The following is a 19031-nucleotide window of genomic DNA, read 5'->3' on the forward strand; positions in this document are numbered from 1 at the left end:
GACCGAAACTGAGCAGGACCGGAACCGAGCAGGACGGGACCGGGCTGAGTAGGCCCGGACCGGGCAGGCCGGTCAGGGCCCGGGCGGGCCCTGACCGGCCGTGGGGTCAGCCGGTGACGGCCGGCTCCGCGATGCGTACCGAGGATCTCTCGTCCCGCCCGTCGTGCTGCGCGGCCCAGGACTGCAGCGCCGTACGGCAGGCGTGGTCGAGGTGGCGCAGGCCGGACAGGTCGAGTTCGACCGCCCGTCCGTGCGGGATCGTCTCGAGCGTGTCGAGCACCTTCGGCAGGCGGAGGAACGTCGCGTTCCCGGTGAGCCGGATGACGAGCGGGTCCGCCTGCTCGTCCACAGAGATGTGGATATCCGAGACGTCCCACGCGGTCTTCACGACGGCCAGCAGCAGGCCGATGAGGACGCCCTCGAACAGGTTCGTGACGACGATCGCCAGCGCCGTGCCGGTCAGGACGATCGCCTCGCCGCGCTCGGTCCGCCAGAGCCGGCCGACCTCCCGCAGCGACAGCAGCTTCCAGCCCGCGTGCACGAGGATGGCTGCGAGGGCGGTCACCGGGATGTAGCCGAGCGCCGCCGGGAAGACCACCGTGAAGGCCAGCAGCCAGACCCCGTGCAGGATGCGGGACGCCTTCGTCCGGGCACCGGCCTGCACGTTCGTGGCACTCCGCACGATCACGGCCGTCATGGGCAGGGCGCCGAGCAGCCCGCAGACCGTGTTGCCGGCGCCCTGCGCCATCAGCTCCCGGTCGTAGTGGGTGCGGGCGCCGTGGTGCATCCGGTCGACGGCCGCCGCGCTGAACAGGCTTTCCGCCGAGGCGATCAGCGCGAACGCCACCACGGTGCCGATCGCGCCGACCGAAATCAGCCCGCCGAGTTGGCCCGTCCCCGGCGGCTGGATCGCGTCGAGCAGGCCCCTGACCTCGATGCGCTTGACCGGAAGGTCGAAGGCGACCGTGACCAGGGTCGCCAGCGCGACCGCGACCAGCGCGCCCGGGATCACCCGCAGGCGTTTCGGCGCGTACTTCCAGCAGACCAGGACGACGATGGTGCCGATGCCGATCCCGCCGGCGGCGAGGGCGGCCGGTTCGTTCGCCGAGTCGGCGAACAGGTCGGGAAGCCCGGTGACGTTGGCCATCGCCGCGCCGGGCGACCTGTTGTCGAACAGGCTGTGCACCTGGCCGGTGACCAGGACCAGCCCGATGCCGGCCAGCATGCCGTGCACGACCGAGATGGAGATCGCACGGAACCAGCGGCCCAGCCGCAGCGCGCCCATCCCGAGCTGGATGAGCCCCGCCGCGAGCACGATCAGGCCGAGGGACCGCAGGCCGTACTCCTGCACGGCCTCGTACACGAGCACGGTGAGCCCGGCGGCCGGGCCGCTGACCTGCAGACTGCTGCCCGGCAGGGCGCCGGCGACCAGGCCGCCGACGATGCCGGTGGCCAGGCCGAGCTCGGCCGGGACTCCGGAGGCGACCGCGACGCCGATGCACAGCGGCAGGGCGACGAGGAAGACGACGATCGACGAGAGCAGATCCTGGCGGAACACCGAGAAGGTGCCACGTCCGGAGAGGGGCGGTGCCATGTTCACCTCGTTTCAGGGTCGGGGGAAGTTCAGAGCGGCAGGAAGGCGCCGGTGTCCGGGCGGTGGGCGCTGACGACGCCGGTGTCGATGGCGTAGCACCAGGCGTGCAGCGCGAGCCGTCCGTCGGCCACGCGGGCCGCGACGCTCGGGTGGGTGCGGAGCCGGTCGAGCTGGGTCAGCACGTGCCGCTGGACGGCGGAGGTGATCGCGGGCCCGTCCGCGGCGGTCACCGCGTCCCGTACGGGGTCGTGCGGTTCGGTGTGGCTGAGCCAGCGCCGGACGGTGGGGACGGCGGTCAGGTCGTCGGTGCGCAGGAGCGCGCCCACGGCCCCGCAGTGCGAGTGCCCGCAGACGATGACGTCGGTGACCCCGAGCACCTCGACGGCGTACTCGATGGTGGCGGCCTCGGCGGTCACCCGCTCGGTGTCGTGGACCGGGACGATGTTCCCGGCCGTACGGAGTTCGAAGAGTTGCCCCGGGCCGGCGCCGGTGATCAGGGTGGGCACGACGCGGGAGTCGGAGCAGGTGATGAACAGCGCCTCGGGGTGCTGGCCCTCGGCGAGCCGACCGAGGTCCGTGCGCCGGTCGGCCGCGCGTTTCGGGAAGAGACGGGCATTGTCGATCAGCGACTGCATGGCACAGCCCTTTCTGTGGTCGTCGGCGTCGAACCGACGAGAACGGACGGGTACTGGCGAGCGTTCACGCGGCACGCGAGGCACGGCGCTGGGCCATCGCGGGCAGGCGTCGATCAGGCGGCGTCGAGGACGAGGCCGTCTGCGGAGAAAAGGGAAATGTCGGGCGCTGGGTCGCCCTAGGCGTCCATCAGCAGCGGAACACCTGCAACGACGCGGGAGAGCATCGCGTATCGCGCCGCGCGAGCCGGCGGCCGGCCGTGCCCGCCGATCCGAGGGCGCCGTCGGTGACCCCGTCGGTGTGCCCGATCGCCGCGGCCGGACGGGTGTCCTGGTCGGGCGGGAGCCCCGGCATCCGGCGCCGGCCGAGGGTGAGGTGCTCGGTGACCGAGGCGGGGCTGCCGGTCTCCTCGCCGACCCGGTTGTCGCGCTCGGCCGCCGACGCGGCGACGGCGCGGGCCGGGGAGTGGTCGGTCAGGAGGTCCGGGCCGCCGAGGAACGCCAGCGCGATCAGCAGCACCGCTGCGATCCAGCCTGCGCGCGCCCTCAGCACCGCGTCCCCCCGACTCGGATCCTGACTTAATTGACCGAGGTCAGCCTAACCCGAGACGCTGCGTGCTGGGGAGGTGCCGTACGGTGCCGAATACGGCGCTGGCCAGCCATTTTTCGGGACGATTCCCCGCAATTCAGTGCGAAATCCGCCGCCTGGTCAGGGGGATTTAACCGGGAAGTTACATATCGTCAGCGGACGGTGACCAGCGGGAATCCGGCCCGGACGGCGCACGGGCCGCGGGGAAGACCCCACGGCCCGTGCTCCTCACCGGTCGCCGACCGGTTCACCGGTCAGGGCGGCTCCGCTCAGCCGCAGGCGTGATCCGGTTTGAGCGCGAAGTCGGCCGTCGTGGACGCCAGCTTCACGATCTTGACGGACCGTGTCTGCGGCGCCCAGCCGTCCTTGGCCGCGATCAGGGTGAGCGGGTTGTTGCGGACGTCGAGCCAGAGCACGTACTGGCCGTTCTTGTCGGTCTTGAGCGTGTAGCCCGCCGTCCAGCTGTCGATCTGCACGGTCGCCCCGGCCAGCGGCGCCGGCGCCCCGGTGCACCCGGCACCCGTCACGGTCCCGGTGATCTTCCCCCAGGTCGACGGCGGCTTCACCGTCAGCGTCACGGGCACCGAGGTCCCGCCGTACGGCGTCTTGGCCTCGACCGTGAGCTGGGCGGTGAACGTCCCCGGCTGGGTGATCGCGGCGACGTTCGCGTCGAACGTCACCGTGACCTTGGCGCTCTTGCCCGGCTGGATCGTCACCTCGGTCGGGTCCTCCGACAGCCACGGGACGTCGGCCGCCGCGACGCACTGGTCGTACCCGGGCAGGGTCTCGCCGCTCTTCACGGCGTTGAACCCGCCGGTGGAGCCGCCGACCCGGTACAGGCCGCAGGCGGCGCCGCCCCGGTAGAGGGTGTTGTTGGAGTTGGGCAGGGCCGTCCACGAGTCCGAGTCGGGGTGGTAGGCGAAGCCCTGGTTGGTGAGCGTGCTGGTGCCGTTGGTCACGCCGCCGGACAGCAGGAGCTGCCCGCCGGCCGCGGCGTACCCCATCGCCCACAGGTCGATCGGCAGGTCGGCGACGGCCGACCAGGTCCCGCTCGACGGGTCGTAGGCGTAGGCGTGCTTGCTGCTGACGCTGGACGCCGAACCGCCCGCGCAGTACAGCTTGCCGCCGAGCCCGCCACAGGCCAGCCAGGCGGTCTTCTCCGGGTACGCCGCCGCCGAACTCCAGGAGTTCGCCGCCGGGTCGTACACCTGCACGTCGGTCGCGCCGCAGGCGTCCAGGCAGCCGCCCACGACGTAGATCTTGTCGCCCAGGACGCCGACGCCGGCCCCGGCGTACGGCTTGGGGTTGTCCGCCCCGGCCGACCAGGCGCCGGTCGCGGGGTCGAAGATCTCCGTCTTGGCGACCGCGTCGCCGGTGGAGCCCCAGCCGCCGAGGACGTAGACCTTCCCGCCGACCGTCGCCGCCTCCGGGGCCTCCCGCGCCGTGCCCAGGTTCGCGATCGGCGACCATGCCTGGCCGACCGGGTCGTAGACGTACGCCTTGTTGAGGACGGACGTGGCGTCGACGCCCGCCAGCGAGTAGACCTTGCCGCCGACGTTCACGACCGCGTTGTCCATGATCGTCGAGGGGTAGTCGGCGATGCTCGTCCACGGCGGCGCGTACGGCGACGCCGCGGCCCTGGCGGCGGCCTTCGTACGGGCCGTGGCGCTCTTGTCGGGACGGAACCGGCCCGCCGCGTAGTCTCCCTTCACGTTCTGCAGCGGCGCGCCCTGCGCCGCCGGGCGGTAGTCGCCGGACTGCTCCCCGAGCTTGGCGGTCACCGGCGCCGAGCCGGTGTTCTTCAGCGTCAGGGTCGCGCTGCCCTGGCCCTGCCAGGCGACCGTCTTCGTCAGCTCGCCCGGCGTCACCGCGATCCGCGGCGCGGCCAGCGTGAAGTCGGCCGCCGTCGCCCAGCCGGCCGCCACGTTCACGGTGGCGTCCTTGGCGGAGTAGCCGCTCGCCGACGCCGTGAACTTGTGGCTCCCCGTCACCGAGGAGAACAGCCAGTAGAAGCCGTCACCGAGGTTCGGGTCGTCCGGCGTCGCCGCCGAGGTCGCCTTCTCCGCCGGCCGGTCGGCCGACGTCACGGTGGCGCCGTTCACGCCGGCACCGGTGTTCTGGTCGAGGACCTGGCCGACGACGAGACCGCCGGAGACCGGGTCGCAGGTGCGCTCGCCCAGGAAGACGTCGTCGACCTGCCACCAGTAGCCGAACTTGCCGGTGAAGTGGAACCGCACCTGGACCGCGCTCTTGCCGGCCGCCGCCGACAGGTCCACGGTCTCCGTCCGCGGTCCGCGAGCGCTCGCCGCGTGGTGCGAGACCGTCGTCCACGTCTGGCCGCCGTCGACGCTGAGGTCCACGTCGCCGGCCTGGCCGGAGTAGTGGTAGTAGTCGCTGCGGAAGGACACGATCGGGTGCGCCTTGCCGCTGAGGTCGAGGACCGGGCTGACCAGCGAGCTGTCCTGGCTGTTGCCCGAGCCGTACTTGTCACTGTCGATGATGGCGAAGCCGCCGGATCCGCCGGTCTTGTTGCCGCGCCCGCCCGGATCGTTGAACACCCAGGTCTGGCCCTTGCCGACCTTGTCGTCGACCGTCCAGCCGGCCGGGGCGGCGGTGCCGTCGAAGCCCTGCGTCGTGCCCGAGTAGTTGAACCCGTACCCGGGGGCGCTGCACGTCGTCTGGTCCACCAGGGTGGTGACGTCGTGCGTCGCGTCGGCCGACCCGACGCGCACGTCCTGGGAGTCGGACGTGTAGCCCGGATACAGCGGGTCCACCTGCAGCGTGTACGTGTCGTCGGCGGGCAGGCTCAGCGCGTAGCGGCCCGTCTTCGGATCGGTGTAGGTCACCGCGGTCGGCTCGTCCTTGACGCGGACGGTCGCGTACATCGGCCAGCCGTGGCCGGACCCGTCCCGTACGAGGCCGGTCACGTTGACGCGCGTCTTCGCGGTCAGCGCGAGGTTCTCGGTCACCGTCTGGCCGTCCGCGACCTGCACGCCGCTCACGGTCTTGGCGGCGTAGCCGAACTTGCTCGCGGTCACGTCGTACGTCCCGGGCGGGACGCTGAGGGTGTAGTTCCCCTGCCCGTCCGTCGTGGTCGTGGCGTCGCCCGCCGCGACCTTCGCGGCGGCGAGCGGAGCGGTGCCGTCCGTCACCGTGCCGGTCACGATGCCGTGCGGCCCGGACCGGAACGCCCCGACGCCCTTCGGCGTGCCGAGCCCGGTCGGCCCGTCGTACCCCGGCCCCGCCGTGCACAGGTACGCCTGGCTGCAACTGCCGTTCGACCCGCTGGTCACGTCGTTGAGGTCGCCCGGGTGCGCGTACGGCAGGGCGTTCGGCGAGGAGCCCGCCGCCGGCGTGCCCGCGAGCGCGTAGACGGACGCGATGATCGGCGCGGACGCGCTGGTGCCGCCGTAGACGTGCCAGCCGCCGTTGTAGACGGCGACGCCGGTGTTCGGGTCGGCCACCGCCGACACGTCGGCGATCGACCGCTTGGCGCAGCCGGTGTCCTGCTGGAACGACGGCTTCGCCTCATAGGCGGAGCAGCCGCTGCCCGCGCCGTCCCACGTCGTCTCCGTCCAACCGCGCGAGGAGGAGTCCTTGACCAGGGACGTGCCGCCGACGGCCGTCACGTACGGCGACGCCGCCGGATAACTCGTCCCGTACCCGTCGTCGCCGCTGCTGGCCGTCACCACGACGCCGGGGTGGTCGAAGTAGGCGTCGTCGGCCTGACCCTCGTCGGAGCCCTCACTGCCGCCGTAGCTGTTGGAGACGAACTTGGCACCCTGCGCGACCGCCTGGTTCACCGCCGCGCCGAGGTTGTCCATGTAGTTGTCGTCCGCCTCGACCAGCAGGATCTTGCAGCTCGGGCAGGCCGCGCTGACCATGTCGACGTCGAGCGCGATCTCCCCGGCCCAGCCGGAGTCCGGCGGCGGGTAGCTGGTCCCGCCACGCTGGTCGATCTTCTTGAAGCAGCCGTTGGCGGTCGTGCACGGCGGCAGCCCGTACTGCTGCCGGTACACGGCCAGGTCGCTCTCGGCGTTCGGGCTGTCGAACGCGTCGACGATCGCCACCGTCCGCCCCGCCCCGGTGTCGGGCAGGGCGTACGCGCCGACCAGATCGGCGGGCGCCCATCCGGCCGGAGTGCTGTTCGGCTGCACGCCCTTCGGCCCGACGGTGTCGTCGCGGACGAACGCCAGGCAGGCCATCTCGCCGGCCCGCGCGGGCTTGGCGCAGACCCGGCTGGTCGGGTGCAGCCCCGGCGCGGTCGGACTGGTCGCCTTGGTGTGCGGTGCGGATTTCTTCGCCGGGATGCCGGACGCGGACGCCGCCGGAACGGTGATCACCGTCAGAACGGCCACCATGAGCGCCACGACGATGGCGCCCACGCGTCCGCCCGCGGACCACGCCGCGAGCGGAGGGGGGAGGCGACGAGGTCGCCGCCGGGTGGGGGGTTGGAGCATGTACGTGACTCCTGGCGGGGTGGCTGGGACCCGGATCACGGGTCTCGAACACGCCGATCCTCACCCAAGAAACGGTAAAGATCACGGCCGCATATGGCCGAGAGTCAAGGTCGCTGTCAGCTTGAAAACTTCTGAAAAAACGCTCATGGCGTCAAAAATGTACGAAGAGTGAGATTTCTGGTTGTCCGGCACATCTGTGTGGAACGTGCCAGTGGCGAACCCCTACAAACCCCAAGCCCCAACCTTGGTCGCGTAGCGTCCTGATCACGTTCGGTAGCACGCCTCCGCTCCGGCCGCCCACCCACCGCGCCGGAGGCGTCCCTCGTGCCGTACCGAGACCCGGCACCTGGAACGGCGGTCGGTGTGGCCGGAAGGCTCGGTGAACGCTGCAGTGGCGGTGCCGCGACACGGCCGAGATGCGGCGAATCGAGTGGCGGCGGCCGCGTTTCCCGAGACTTCTGCACGCCATCGGACCCGCGCGAGCCACCCCGCGCGGGTGGCTCGCGCGCCGCCCGTGCTGAACGGCTTGCCGTCGCGCGCCACGGGTGCCGCCCACAGTGCCGTTCGTGGCCTCGCGCCGCCGCCCATGCCGCCCGCGGGCCGCCCGTGCCGAACCGCGCGCGGGCCTACCCGGAACGGGTGTTACGAAAAGCGTCCCCGCCCTGGCAGCGGGGACGCTTTTCGGTCGTACATCCCGGCATACCCCTCAGACCTCGGTCGGCCGGGGCGACCGGGTGGCTCAGACGCCGGGACGGCACTCAGCTCTTGCTCGTGCCGTCCTTCTCGTCGTAGTCCTCGGCGTAGTCCGCATAGCGCGATGCGAGGTCTTCGTACGACGAGTCGTCGTCGTAGGGGTCATGGTCATCTTGCGAGTTCTGGTTGACGCCCAGCTCGCCGCGCAGGCGATCCAGGTCCGTCCCGCCGCTGTTGTACTTCAGCCGGCGAGCAACCTTAACCTGCTTGGCCTTGGCTCGGCCGCGCCCCATTGGCTCGACCCCCTCGATGGTCGGGGACCCGTCGTATCGGCCCCACTTACGCTCGCTTACGCATCCGCAACCGGGCGCGACGACACGCCACGCACCGGCTACGGATACAACCGTACCCGTTTTGCGCCTAGCTCGGTACGTCGTCTGCACGGCAGCGGCTGGTCTAGAGCTTAACCCACCGCTCCCGTGCCCGCTCCGGTGGCCTTCGCGGGAGGGAGGATCCGCAGCGTGCGCTGATCACGGGTTCAGCAGGATGCCTCGCAGGCGGCCGATTTCGGACATCCGGCGCTCGGCGAGTCGATCCGCCGCAACCGCGGGCGGTACGCCCTCGTCTGCGGCGATTGCGAAGATTCGCCGGGTCGTCTCGAAGATCCCGCTCGCCTTCTGCTTCGCCCGATCGAAGTCGAACCCCTCGATCTCGTCGGCGACCTGGATCACGCCGCCGGAGTTCACGACGTAGTCCGGCGCGTAGAGGACGCCTCGGTCGTCGAGCTGCTTCTCGATGCCGGGGTGGGCGAGCTGGTTGTTGGCCCCGCCGCAGACGACCTTGGCGCCCAGCACCGCGACCGTCTCGTCGTCGAGGGCCGCGCCGAGCGCGCACGGGGAGTACACGTCGATGTCGGAGGCGATGAGGGCCGCGTGGCCGTCGACCACGTCGACCTCCGGGTGCCGGGCCCGTACGCGTGCCACGGCGGCCGCGTCGACGTCGGTGATCACCACGTCGGCGCCGTCCTCGCGCAGGTGCTCGACGAGCCGGTGCCCGACCTTGCCGACGCCCTCGACGCCGACGCGACGGCCGCGCAGCGTCGGCGAGCCCCACACGCGCTCGGCCGCCGCCCGCATGCCCTGGTACACCCCGAACGCCGTGAGGATCGACGAGTCGCCGGCGCCGCCGTGCGCGACCGTACGGCCCGTCACGTAGTCGCACTCACGCGCGATGACGTCCATGTCCTCGGAGAAGGTGCCCACGTCACAGGCCGTGAAGTAGCGGCCGTTCAGCGACTGCACGAAGCGCCCGTACGCGCGCAGCAGCGCCTCGGACTTGTCCACGGCGGGATCGCCGATGATGACCGCTTTGCCGCCGCCGAGGTCGAGGTCGGCCAGGGCGTTCTTGTACGCCATGCCCTTGGAGAGGTTCAGGACGTCGTCCAGGGCCTCGTCCTCGGAGCCGTAGGGGTAGAAGCGGGTGCCGCCGAGCGCGGGACCCAGCGCGGTCGAGTAGATGGCGATGATCGCCTTGAGGCCGCTGGTCTCGTCGTGGCAGAAGACGACCTGCTCGTGGGGTGTGCCGAAGACCTTCGTCACTGTGGTGGCTCCTCTCTGAGCACACGCTGCCCATGGCCGGGGTGAGGCATGGGCTGAACACCTGGTGCCGGCCGCATCATCGTGGATCGCACGATCGGGGCCGGCACCGGGGCATGAGTCCGACAGGATCAGGGTAGGCGTCCTGGGACCGGTGTGCGGGCAGCGGCACGGTAAACGCCGAACAGGTCTCAGGAGCATTTCGGCGGCCCTGGCGACGAGCGTTTTTCGTATAGGCGTGTAACGATGCGGTCGTGTTGCCTTACGCCGCCTACCTCCGGGTGTACGAACCGCTGACCGCCTACCCCGAACCGGAGCGCTCCCGTTGGTCGGCGTACGTCGATTCGCAGGAACGGCCGCGGCGGGTCGGCGCGCTGGACGTCGAGCATACTCGCGCACTGTGGCGGATGATCGCGGTTCCGCCCATCGTCGCGCCGACGCGGGAGAGCGGTGACGCGTACGTCCGGCGTGTCGAGGGCGTGACATATGTCTGCCCCTGGGAGACGCGCCTGCGGTCATGGCTGGCGTTCGACCGGTTCCGCGCGGAGATGCCCGACGGGCTGGCGGACATGTTCGTGCCGCCGCGCGTCGCCGCGCAGGCGGACGAGGCGTTCGAGAGCTGGAAGCGGTCGTCCGGGTCGCTGAGCCCGCACATCCTGTCCAGTACCTGGCAGGTGCCGCTCGCCTGGTTCCTGCCGTTCGTGGCCAAGGAGCGCTGGCTGGTGCTCGGCGGTCAGGCGGAGCCCGGGTCCGGGGGCCCGATGACCGCCACGCCGACGCGCACGCTGATCTACGTCACGCCGATGGCCCAGGCCCGCCGCCGTGTCGCGCGCGCCCGAGGCGTCCTGCGGCGTCAGGTGGGCGACGGGCTGGACCTCGGGGACGTCGAGTCGGTGGGCCGCTGGCTCGAGGAGTTTCACCCGCACTCCCTGGTGGAACTCGACTACGGCGGACTGGTGCACCTGCTCGACGACGCGGCGTTGCGCGCCGATGAGTCGGTCGGAGAGATCGCTGCTGCGATCATGGGACTGGAGACCGGGCAGGCCGAGGTCGCCGTCGCGATGCACAAGCGCGTGACCGCCCGGTGGCGGGTTGTACGAGCTCTTGAATCCGCCAACTGAGCAAAATTAGCCGAATCACCGCGCGATGCGACTATACGTGTCGCTAGAATCACGCAGCGTGACTCGACCACCAAAAATCACAGAGTTGCTATCAGGGACTTGCCTGTTGCGCTCAGTGGTGGCATGGTTACGTCTTGTGATGTCAAAGTGGTCCATCCAGACCATAAGAGACATCAGTGGCACGCGCGAGGTTCAAACGCTGGATCGCTGTCATCGGTCCACGGAGGAGAGGCCGCACAAATGTCAGCTCGTACGCCAGAGGCCGAGCCCCTGCTGACGCCGGCAGAGGTGGCGACGATGTTCCGCGTCGACCCCAAGACCGTCACCCGTTGGGCGAAGGCCGGGAAGTTGACGTCAATCCGGACGCTGGGAGGGCATCGGCGCTACCGCGAGGCCGAGGTCCGCGCTCTGCTGGGGGGGATCCCGCAGCAGCGGTCGGAGTAGTCGGAGCACCCCGATCAGTCGTCGGTGACCGGTACGGACCCGCCGGCGACGTTCACTGGGGGGCGCACGGCCGGCCGTCGCCGGGCGTGTCGCATGAGCCGCGAGGTGGCGGAGGTCCGCCGCCAGCGGCAGGTCGGGGAGCTTCCGTGAGGTTCGACCGGTCCCGTGACTTCGGGGCCGAGCCGGGGGGTTGCACGGACTCCAAGTGATGGATGCCCCGCCCGAGACCGGGCGGGGCATCCACGCTGTCCGGCGTGTCGCGCCTTTGGGGGATCAGGTGGCGCGGGACTCTCGGGACAGCCGCTCGATGAGCGCCGCCACTTCGGGGTCGTGCCGGGCGGCGACGTCGAGCAGCACGACATGGTGGTCGATGAGCAGGCGTTCGAGTTCGTCCCGGGGGATGTCACGGTGTTCGAGCCAGTCGAGACCCGCGGTCTCGACGGACGCCATCCACGACCGCAGCGTGATGCGCAGGATCGGGCCCGGCTCGTCCGCGCCGATCGTGGCGGTGATGCGGTTCATGACGAAGTTGCGGATGCCCTCGATGACCTCGCCGATCTCGCCGGTCCGGTAGGCCGGGCCGCCCCGCAGCAGCGCGACGAACGCCGCGGCGTAGTGCTCGACGAAGTCGAAGTACCGGTGCAGCGACACGGCCAGCCGCTCCAGGCCCCGGCCCTCCGCCGGCGGGTCGAGCAGCTCGCCGAGCTGCTTCGCGGCGGTGTGCAACGCGGCGAGGTAGAGCTCCTGCTTGCCGCCGAAGTAGTGGTAGACCAGCGCGCGGGAGGCCCCCGCCGCGTCGGCCACGTCGTCGATCGAGATCTCCTCGGGCGGCCGGTCGCTGAACAGCTCCAGGGCGGCGGCGATCAGCTCCTCGCGGCGCTCGTCGACGCTCAGCCGACGTCGGGCCGGTCGGCCGCCGCCAGAACGCCGGGGCGGCTCCGACTGCTCGTCCGGAGCGGTTGCGCGATCACCCACAGTGGAAGCGTATCGGAGCAGGCTTTCCGGCGGTGGTTCGGTCAATGGCTGGTCAGCGCCTAGACCAGATGTAGTGACCTGGCCCGAAATGCCATCCGTGCATGCCCATTACCGACGGTCAGGGGCGAGGAGGGCGATAGAAGGGCATCATGGCATCTCCTCCCTTGCGGCGGTCCGCCGGTATCTGTCCCTGATTCAGGCGGTCGCCGGGACAGGAGAACCCCCAAATGCCCGAGGACCCACGCCAGGAGGCGGCCGTGCCCAAGGTGCCGGCGGCGAAGCCGACCATCCGTAACGTGGCGGAGCGTGCCGGCGTGTCGAAGTCGCTGGTATCGCTCGTCATGCGCGGGTCGCCGCACGTCAGCGAGGCGCGCCGGCAGGCCGTGCTGAAGGCCGCCAGGGAGCTCGGCTACCGCCCCAACGCGGTCGCCCGCAGCCTGGTCGAGGGCCGCACCCGGCTGATCGGCGCGCTGGTCGCCGACCTGCACAACCCGTTCTTCGCCGAGTTCCTCGACGGGTTGCAGGAGAGCCTGCACGGCGCGGGGCTGCGGATGCTCGTCGGCAGCGGACGCTGGGACCCGCAGTTCGAGGCGGAGGCCGTCGAGGCGTTCCTGGAGATGCGCGTCGACGGGCTCGTGCTGCTCAGCGTCGTGCCGGAGACGCTGACCGACACGGCGAAGAACGTCCCCGTCGTCGTCGTGGGCGAGCGCGACATCGAGGGCGTGGACATCGTCGTCGACGACGACGAGCTCGGCGCGCGGCTCGCGATCGACCACCTCGTCGAACTCGGCCATCGCCGGATCGCCCACATCGAGGGCGCCCCCTCGACGACGGCGCACTACCGCAGGGCCGGGTACGAACACGCGATGCGCCGGCACGGGCTGGAGGACCGGATCGTCGTGGAGCCCGGCGACTTCACCGAGGAGGGCGGCTACCGCGCCGCCCGCAAGCTGCTCGACCACGCCGAGCCGCCGACGGCCATCTTCGCGCCGAACGACCTCGTCGCCACCGGCGTCCTGTCCGCCGCCGACGAGCGCGGCCTGCGCGTACCGAACGACATCTCGATCGTCGGCTACGACAACACCCACCTGGCCGCGATCCGCCACATCGCGCTGACCAGCGTCGACCAGCCCCGCCGCGACATGGGCCGGGTCGCGGCCGAGCGCCTGTGCGCGCGCATCGACGACCCGTTCCGGGTACCGGAGCAGACCCTGGTCGTGCCGCACCTGGTCATCCGCTCGACCACCGGCCCCGTCCCGCGCTGAGATCCGGCGGACCGCGCTCCCGTACGGCATTGCCGATCTACCTTCGGGCGCCTCTCGTCCGGCCGTGGTCTCCGGTCGGTAAGGGCGGCGTCAAGCCTCGCCGAACCCGCGTACCGGCGGTCGGCGCGGCCGCCTTAATGGGTGCGTGACCGCCGCCCGGCGGGTCCGTCATCGGGAGTCGCCACCGGCCCTGTTCGGGGGGACGGCCGGGGCGTGGACCCGGGACCGCCGGGCGGCGGGCGGGCGGAGCCGAGAGATGCCAGGGGGCGATCGTGCGTGATCCGGAGCTTGTGTCATCCGCGCAGCGGGCGGCGAGTGAGCTGGAGCGCGCCTGGTCGCAGTGGCGGCACGCGCGCGGGCTGATCGAGGAGGTGACGGAGTCCGTCGCCGGATACGTCAGCCACTCGATCGACCACCCGTGGGGCCGGCCTCGCGTGGTACTCGGCCTGGACGCCGACGAGGCCAGGGCCCTCGCCGTCCTGCTCGGCAAGGAGAGCGCCGTCCGCTGACCGGTGGCGGTGGCCGGTGGGTCGCGGGCGGCCGGGGCGGCCGTTCCGTGCGGTCGGCGGCCGCCGACCGGCCTCAGGCGTGGCCGCCGTCGCCCGACTCAGCGCGGAGAGAGCGACGGCGGCCACTCAGACCCTCCGGCCACTCAGACCCTCCGGCCACTCGCCCCTCCGGCCACTCGCCCCTCCGGCACTCTTTCCGGGGGCGGGACGCGGCACTCGTCGGGATTTGGCAGACTGGTCGTGATGCGTTGTTCGACGGTTCGCTCCGGCAGGGCGCTGAGCGCCCTGGTCATGACCGTGCTCGCGGGTGGGTTGACCGCCTGCGGCTCCGGCGGCTCGTCGTCGGCGTCTCCGCCGACGGCGTCCTCGACGGTCTCGCACCCCGCGCCGGTCTCCTCGGGATCCCCGTCGCCGACCGGCGGACCGAGCGGTGGGCAGGGGCCCCTCGCCGGGAAGGTCATCGTGCTGGATCCGGGGCACAACGGCGGCAACGCCGCGCACCCCAAAGAGATCAACAAGCTCGTCGACATCTACAACGGCAAGAAGCCCTGCAACACGACCGGCACCGCCACGAACGACGACTATTCCGAGCACGCGTTCACCTGGGACGTCGCGAACCGCCTCGCCAAGATCCTGAAGGCGAAGGGCGCCAAGGTGATCCTCACCCGGCACAGCGACACCGGTGTCGGCCCGTGCGTCGACGAGCGCGCCCGGATCGGCAACCGCGCCAACGCCGACGCGGTGCTGGCCATCCACGGCGACGGCGCGCCCGCCAAGGGGCATGGGTTCCACATCATCGAGCCGGCGAAGATCAAGGGCGGCCACAACGACTCGATCCTCGCGCCGTCCCGCAGGCTCGGTAAGGATCTGCGCGACGCCTTCCACGAGGGCACCGGCATCCCGTACTCCACCTACCTCGGCAAGGACGGCATCGACGTCCGCAGCGACCTCGGCGGGCTGAACGTCTCGACGCGGCCGGCGGTGTTCATCGAGGCGGGCAACATGCGCAACGCGGGTGACGCGGCGAAGATGAAGAGCGCGCAGGGCCGCCAGCAGATGGCCGAGGCCCTCGCGAACGGCTTCGTCAAGTTCCTGGGCTGAGCATGGCCGTCGACCAGGGCGCCGCCGCGCGCGTGCGCGGGCTCTTCGAACACGCCGACTACACCGTCGCCGGGGTGCGGCACCTCCTCGGGCCGGTCGCCGGTGCGGCGCTGGCCCGCGACGAGATCGTCCCGGCGCTGCGGGCCACCCGGGGCGGCACCCCGCTGGAGACGCTGGTCCGGCTGTTCTGGCTGCAGGTGCCGGTGCCGGAGTCGGCGCTGCCGGTCGCCGACCTGGCCGCGCTCGGCCTGATCGAGCGGTCCGGCGACGAGGTCCGCGCGCTGCTGCACGTCGAACCGGTCGAGTCCGCGTCCGGCGTCGGCGATCCGCCGTCCGCCCGCGGCCACATCGTCTCCGACCTGAAGGCCCGGCCGGGCGGCGTCCCCCTTCACCCGGACCACGTCGTCGGGCAGGGCGGCGCGTCGAACAACCTGGCGCAGTTGGTCGTCCGCGGCCCGGTCGGCGACGTGCTGGACCTCGGTACGGGGTCCGGCGTGCAGGCCGTGCACCTCGCGGACCGGGCCCGGAGCGTCACCGCCACCGACGTCAGCCCGCGCGCCCTGGACCTCGCCCGGCTGAGCTTCGCGCTGTCCGGGATCGACGCGGAGCTGCTGGAGGGTTCGCTGTTCGAGCCCGTCGCGGGCCGTACGTTCGACCTGATCGTGTCGAACCCGCCGTTCGTGATCTCGCCGGACCTGCGGTTCGAGTACCGGGAGACGGGGCTGCCGGGCGACGAGCTGTGCCGGCGCCTGGTCCGGCGGGCGCCCGCGCACCTGGCGCCGGGCGGCTGGTGCCACCTGCTGGCGAACTGGCTGCACGTCGAGGGCGAGGACTGGCGCGAACGCGTCGCGGACTGGATCACGGGCGTCGACGGCTGGGTGGTCCAGCGCGACGTGCAGGACCCCGCGGAGTACGCAGAGCTGTGGCTGCGGGATTCCTGCGACGTCGGCTCGCCCGAGTACCGCTCCCGCTACGACGCCTGGCTCGACTACTTCGAGGCGCACAAGGTCACCGGCGTCGGCTTCGGCTGGATCACCCTGCACGCCTCCGGCGGCGAGGACGTACGGGTCGAGGAGCTGCGGCACGCCGTCGACCAGCCCGTGGGCGGCTATGTCCGGGAGGTCGTACGCGCCCGGCCGCACCTCACCCCGTCGACCACGCTGCGCACCGCGCCGGGCGTCGTCCAGGAGCAGATCGGCCCGCCGGGCGCGGAGGACCCCGAGCGGATCGTGCTGCGGCAGACGAGCGGGCTGCGCCGCGCGGCCCAGGTCGGAACGGTCGAGGCCGCGCTGGCGGGGGCCTGCGACGGCGACCTGCCTCTGGGCCCGCTGCTCGACGCGATCGCCGAGCTCACCGGCGCCGACGCCGGGATCGTACGGGCCCGGGCGCTTGCCGTGCTGCCCGATCTGGTGGCCGACGGGTTCTTTGACATCATCTGAGCATGGTCCCGATCCGTACGCTCACCCTCGGGGTGCCCGAGCCGCACCCGCTGGCCGCGGACGTCGTCGCGAAGGGCGCGGACGCGCTGCGCCGCGCGGAGGCGGTCTTCCGCGACGCCGGATACGAGGTGCAGACGCTCCGCCTGTCCACCCGTCCCGTGTTCGACGACATGACGCCGACCGTCGCGTACGCGCGTGACCTGCAGGCCGCGCTGGACGACGCGGGCCTGACGTACTGCTCGCTCGGGCCGGCGACGTCGGGGGTCGAGACCATCCCGGACCTGCTGATCGGGAACGACGCGCTGAACTGCACCGTCCGGCTCGACGGCAACACGGCGGCGGCCCGGCCGGTGGCGGAGGCGATGCTCCGGCTGGCGAACGAGACGGAGGAGGGCTTCGGCAACTTCCGGTTCGCGGCGCTGGCGTGCGTCCCGCCCGGCAGCCCGTTCTTCCCCGCCGCGTACCACCAGGGGCCGGCGAACCTGACGGTCGGCCTGCAGGGCGCGAGCATCGCGGTCGGCGCGGCCAAGGGCGGCCTGGACGGCCTGACCGAGCGCTTCGCCGCGGCCGTCACCGAGGAGGCCGCGCCGGTCGTGCGGCTCGCCGAGCGGGTGGCCGCCGAGCTGGGCGTGGCGTTCGGCGGGATCGACCTGTCGCCGGCCCCGAACGGCGCGGACAGCATCGGCGCGGCGTTCGAGGAGATCACCGGGGAGTTCGGCGCGCCCGGCACGCTCGCCGTCGCCGCCGCGCTGACCGCGGGCATCCGGAGCACGGACCTGCCGACCTGCGGCTACAACGGGTTGATGCTGCCGGTGATGGAGGACGTCGTGCTCGCCCGGCGCTGGGAGGAGGGCCGGATCGGCCTGCACGACCTGCTGGCGTACTCCTCGGTCTGCGGCACCGGCCTGGACACCGTGCCGCTGCCCGGCGACAGCTCCGCCGACGCCATCGCCCGGCTGCTGCTGGACGTCACCGCCCTGGCCGTACGCCTGCGCAAGCCGCTGTCGGCGCGGCTGTTCCCGGTCCCGGGCACGCGCGACGGCGACCGTACGGCGTTCACCTCGGAGTACCTGACCGACACGACGGTCAGGTGGTGACGCGGCGGATCGCCTCCAGGGTCGTGGCGACGTAGGTCTCGGGGTCGGCGAGGAAGACGTCGTGGTCGTCGTCGATCTCGAGCACCTCGGCGTCCAGGCGGCGGGCCATCTCGTACTGGTCGGCGGGCGGCACCGCCCGGTCCCGTGTCGTCAGGACGACGGCGGTGGGCAGCCCGGCGAGCTGCGGCGCGTGCGGCCGGAAGTCGAACTCGTACTCCGCCAGCATGGTGTCGATGATCGCCCGGGGATGGGCGCGTACGAGCTCGCGGCGCAGCCAGGGCCACAGCCGGACGGTCTCCTCGCTGCGGTTCCGGGTGTCGCTGAAGTAGCGCAGCGGGGCCGTACGGCCGACGTCGAAGCGGGTCAGCGGCCGGAGCGCCTTCAGCAGCGGCCGGGTCACCCGGTCGGCGGGGCTGTCGAAGCGCAGGGCGGTGGACTGCAGCACCAGGCCGGCGACCCGGTCGGGGTGGCGGCGGGCGAGTTCGAGACCGACCGGGCCGCCGAGGGAGTAGCCGCACACGACGACCTCGTCGATGCCCAGGGCGTCGAGCAGCGCGGCCTGGTCGTCCGCCGCGGCCTCGATGCGGAACCGGCCGGGCCGGCTCGGCCCGCGCCCGTGTCCGTGGTGGTCCATCGCCACCATGCCCTGGGCCAGGTGCGGCATGAGGTGGCAGAAGTTGACGTCCGCGGTGAGCGCCCAGCCGTGCAGGAGAAGCACGGGCGCGGGTCCCTCGACGGCGCGTACGGTGACCTCGCCGCGCCGGCGCAGTGAGACGACGCGGGCGGGCGGCAGATCGGGTTCGACGACGCTCTCGCGGGTTCTGCCGACCCGGCGGACGAAGGAGAGTCCCCGCCGGAGATCCGCCTGCATCGAACTCATGATCAGAAGCTTGGCACGCCCAGGTGTCGCCGAGGTATGAGACCGTCGTCACATCTGTGTATTCCAGGTTTGACCTACGCTGAACCCGATGGAACGCATCCTCGTCAGCTCGTGTCTGCTGGGCACGCCGGTGCGCTACGACGGCACCGGCAAGCGCAGCGGCCACCGCCTGTTCGAGCGGTGGCGGGCCGAGGGGCGTCTCGTGCCGGTCTGCCCGGAGGTGCGCGGCGGGCTGCCCGTGCCACGCCCGCCCGCCGAGATCCACGGCGGCGTGGGCGGCGACGTGCTGGACGGGCGGGCCCGGGTGCTGACCCCCGACGGCACCGACGTCACGGCGCACTTCCTCAAGGGCGCGCGGCACGCGCTCGAGCAGGCGCGCGCCCAGGGCGTGCGGATGGCGATCCTGAAGGAGCGCAGTCCCTCCTGCGGCGTCGTGCGGATCTACGACGGCGGCTTCAGCGGCACGACGGTGCCGGGGGAGGGCGTGACGACCGCCCTGCTGGAGCGGAGCGGGATCGCGGTGTTCGCCGAGGACGACATCGACGCGGCAGCCGCCCACCTGGCCGAACTGGAGCGCTGAACCCGCTCGCCCGGTCATCTCGAACAGCGGGTACTCAAACGCGATATGTCTTGACCT

At 71.9% G+C, this 19031-nt stretch carries 16 protein-coding genes; 8 read left to right on the forward strand and 8 right to left on the reverse strand.

The features are described 5' to 3' along the window. Positions 1–106 precede the first annotated feature (106 nt). The 6 genes from ABD978_RS42320 to ABD978_RS42345 all read right to left on the reverse strand — a co-directional run bounded on the left by ABD978_RS42320 (position 107) and on the right by ABD978_RS42345 (position 9566). Complete coding sequence (locus tag ABD978_RS42320; RefSeq protein WP_345367121.1) at positions 107–1594, reverse strand: SulP family inorganic anion transporter; 1488 nt, start codon at positions 1592–1594, stop codon at positions 107–109. Positions 1595–1623: 29 nt separating this feature from the next. Next, on the reverse strand, positions 1624–2229 hold the full coding sequence (locus ABD978_RS42325; protein WP_345367122.1) for a carbonic anhydrase: 606 nt from the start codon (positions 2227–2229) through the stop codon (positions 1624–1626). Positions 2230–2416: 187 nt separating this feature from the next. Beyond that, positions 2417–2779 (reverse strand): hypothetical protein, encoded by a 363-nt coding sequence (locus ABD978_RS42330; RefSeq protein WP_345367123.1) that lies wholly within the window; start codon positions 2777–2779, stop codon positions 2417–2419. Positions 2780–3084: 305 nt separating this feature from the next. Continuing rightward, positions 3085–7200: a carboxypeptidase regulatory-like domain-containing protein gene (locus tag ABD978_RS42335; protein ID WP_345367124.1), complete on the reverse strand. Its 4116-nt coding sequence runs from the start codon at positions 7198–7200 to the stop codon at positions 3085–3087. A gap of 833 nt (positions 7201–8033) precedes the next feature. After that, positions 8034–8261: a DUF3073 domain-containing protein gene (locus ABD978_RS42340; protein ID WP_345367125.1), complete on the reverse strand. Its 228-nt coding sequence runs from the start codon at positions 8259–8261 to the stop codon at positions 8034–8036. A 237-nt stretch (positions 8262–8498) separates the two neighbouring features. Then, on the reverse strand, positions 8499–9566 hold the full coding sequence (locus ABD978_RS42345; RefSeq protein WP_345367126.1) for a Glu/Leu/Phe/Val dehydrogenase dimerization domain-containing protein: 1068 nt from the start codon (positions 9564–9566) through the stop codon (positions 8499–8501). A gap of 251 nt (positions 9567–9817) precedes the next feature. Between ABD978_RS42345 and ABD978_RS42350 the strand changes: the two genes are divergently transcribed. Then, positions 9818–10684: a DUF8083 family protein gene (locus tag ABD978_RS42350; protein WP_345367127.1), complete on the forward strand. Its 867-nt coding sequence runs from the start codon at positions 9818–9820 to the stop codon at positions 10682–10684. Positions 10685–10924: 240 nt separating this feature from the next. Next, positions 10925–11128 (forward strand): developmental transcriptional regulator BldC, encoded by a 204-nt coding sequence (gene bldC / locus ABD978_RS42355; RefSeq protein ID WP_141956617.1) that lies wholly within the window; start codon positions 10925–10927, stop codon positions 11126–11128. Between the two features lie 273 nt (positions 11129–11401). Here the strand turns inward: bldC and ABD978_RS42360 are convergent, their stop codons facing one another. Next, a complete protein-coding gene (locus ABD978_RS42360) occupies positions 11402–12103 on the reverse strand; it encodes a TetR/AcrR family transcriptional regulator (protein ID WP_345367128.1) in 702 nt (233 codons plus the stop codon). A 227-nt stretch (positions 12104–12330) separates the two neighbouring features. Between ABD978_RS42360 and ABD978_RS42365 the strand changes: the two genes are divergently transcribed. The 5 genes from ABD978_RS42365 to ABD978_RS42385 all read left to right on the forward strand — a co-directional run bounded on the left by ABD978_RS42365 (position 12331) and on the right by ABD978_RS42385 (position 17514). After that, on the forward strand, positions 12331–13368 hold the full coding sequence (locus ABD978_RS42365; RefSeq protein ID WP_345367129.1) for a LacI family DNA-binding transcriptional regulator: 1038 nt from the start codon (positions 12331–12333) through the stop codon (positions 13366–13368). Positions 13369–13640: 272 nt separating this feature from the next. Further along, positions 13641–13877, forward strand: coding sequence for a hypothetical protein (locus ABD978_RS42370; protein WP_252784072.1), 237 nt, complete (start codon positions 13641–13643; stop codon positions 13875–13877). A 243-nt stretch (positions 13878–14120) separates the two neighbouring features. After that, entirely contained in the window at positions 14121–14978 is an 858-nt protein-coding gene (locus ABD978_RS42375; protein ID WP_345367130.1) for an N-acetylmuramoyl-L-alanine amidase, read from the forward strand. A 2-nt stretch (positions 14979–14980) separates the two neighbouring features. Then, positions 14981–16417, forward strand: coding sequence for a DUF7059 domain-containing protein (locus tag ABD978_RS42380; protein ID WP_345367132.1), 1437 nt, complete (start codon positions 14981–14983; stop codon positions 16415–16417). Between the two features lie 2 nt (positions 16418–16419). Next, positions 16420–17514, forward strand: coding sequence for a DUF711 family protein (locus ABD978_RS42385; protein ID WP_345367134.1), 1095 nt, complete (start codon positions 16420–16422; stop codon positions 17512–17514). Here ABD978_RS42385 and ABD978_RS42390 read toward each other — a convergent pair. Further along, positions 17504–18394: an alpha/beta fold hydrolase gene (locus ABD978_RS42390; RefSeq protein ID WP_345367136.1), complete on the reverse strand. Its 891-nt coding sequence runs from the start codon at positions 18392–18394 to the stop codon at positions 17504–17506. The two genes, ABD978_RS42385 and ABD978_RS42390, sit on opposite strands and share 11 nt — an antisense overlap. Before the next feature lie 88 nt (positions 18395–18482). Between ABD978_RS42390 and ABD978_RS42395 the strand changes: the two genes are divergently transcribed. Continuing rightward, positions 18483–18974: a 2-thiouracil desulfurase family protein gene (locus ABD978_RS42395; protein ID WP_345367138.1), complete on the forward strand. Its 492-nt coding sequence runs from the start codon at positions 18483–18485 to the stop codon at positions 18972–18974. The last annotated feature ends 57 nt before the right edge of the window (positions 18975–19031 follow it).

Origin of the sequence: Actinoallomurus liliacearum (assembly GCF_039542035.1) — a bacterium.
GTDB lineage: Bacteria > Actinomycetota > Actinomycetes > Streptosporangiales > Streptosporangiaceae > Actinoallomurus > Actinoallomurus liliacearum.

Coding starts and splice junctions, on each gene's coding strand:
- ABD978_RS42320 (WP_345367121.1), bottom strand. CDS start 1,594: ATGGCACCGCCCCTCTCCGGACGTGGCACCTTCTCGGTGTTCCGCCAG.
- ABD978_RS42325 (WP_345367122.1), bottom strand. CDS start 2,229: ATGCAGTCGCTGATCGACAATGCCCGTCTCTTCCCGAAACGCGCGGCC.
- ABD978_RS42340 (WP_345367125.1), bottom strand. CDS start 8,261: ATGGGGCGCGGCCGAGCCAAGGCCAAGCAGGTTAAGGTTGCTCGCCGG.
- bldC (WP_141956617.1), top strand. CDS start 10,925: ATGTCAGCTCGTACGCCAGAGGCCGAGCCCCTGCTGACGCCGGCAGAG.
- ABD978_RS42365 (WP_345367129.1), top strand. CDS start 12,331: ATGCCCGAGGACCCACGCCAGGAGGCGGCCGTGCCCAAGGTGCCGGCG.
- ABD978_RS42375 (WP_345367130.1), top strand. CDS start 14,121: ATGCGTTGTTCGACGGTTCGCTCCGGCAGGGCGCTGAGCGCCCTGGTC.
- ABD978_RS42380 (WP_345367132.1), top strand. CDS start 14,981: ATGGCCGTCGACCAGGGCGCCGCCGCGCGCGTGCGCGGGCTCTTCGAA.
- ABD978_RS42385 (WP_345367134.1), top strand. CDS start 16,420: ATGGTCCCGATCCGTACGCTCACCCTCGGGGTGCCCGAGCCGCACCCG.
- ABD978_RS42390 (WP_345367136.1), bottom strand. CDS start 18,394: ATGAGTTCGATGCAGGCGGATCTCCGGCGGGGACTCTCCTTCGTCCGC.
- ABD978_RS42395 (WP_345367138.1), top strand. CDS start 18,483: ATGGAACGCATCCTCGTCAGCTCGTGTCTGCTGGGCACGCCGGTGCGC.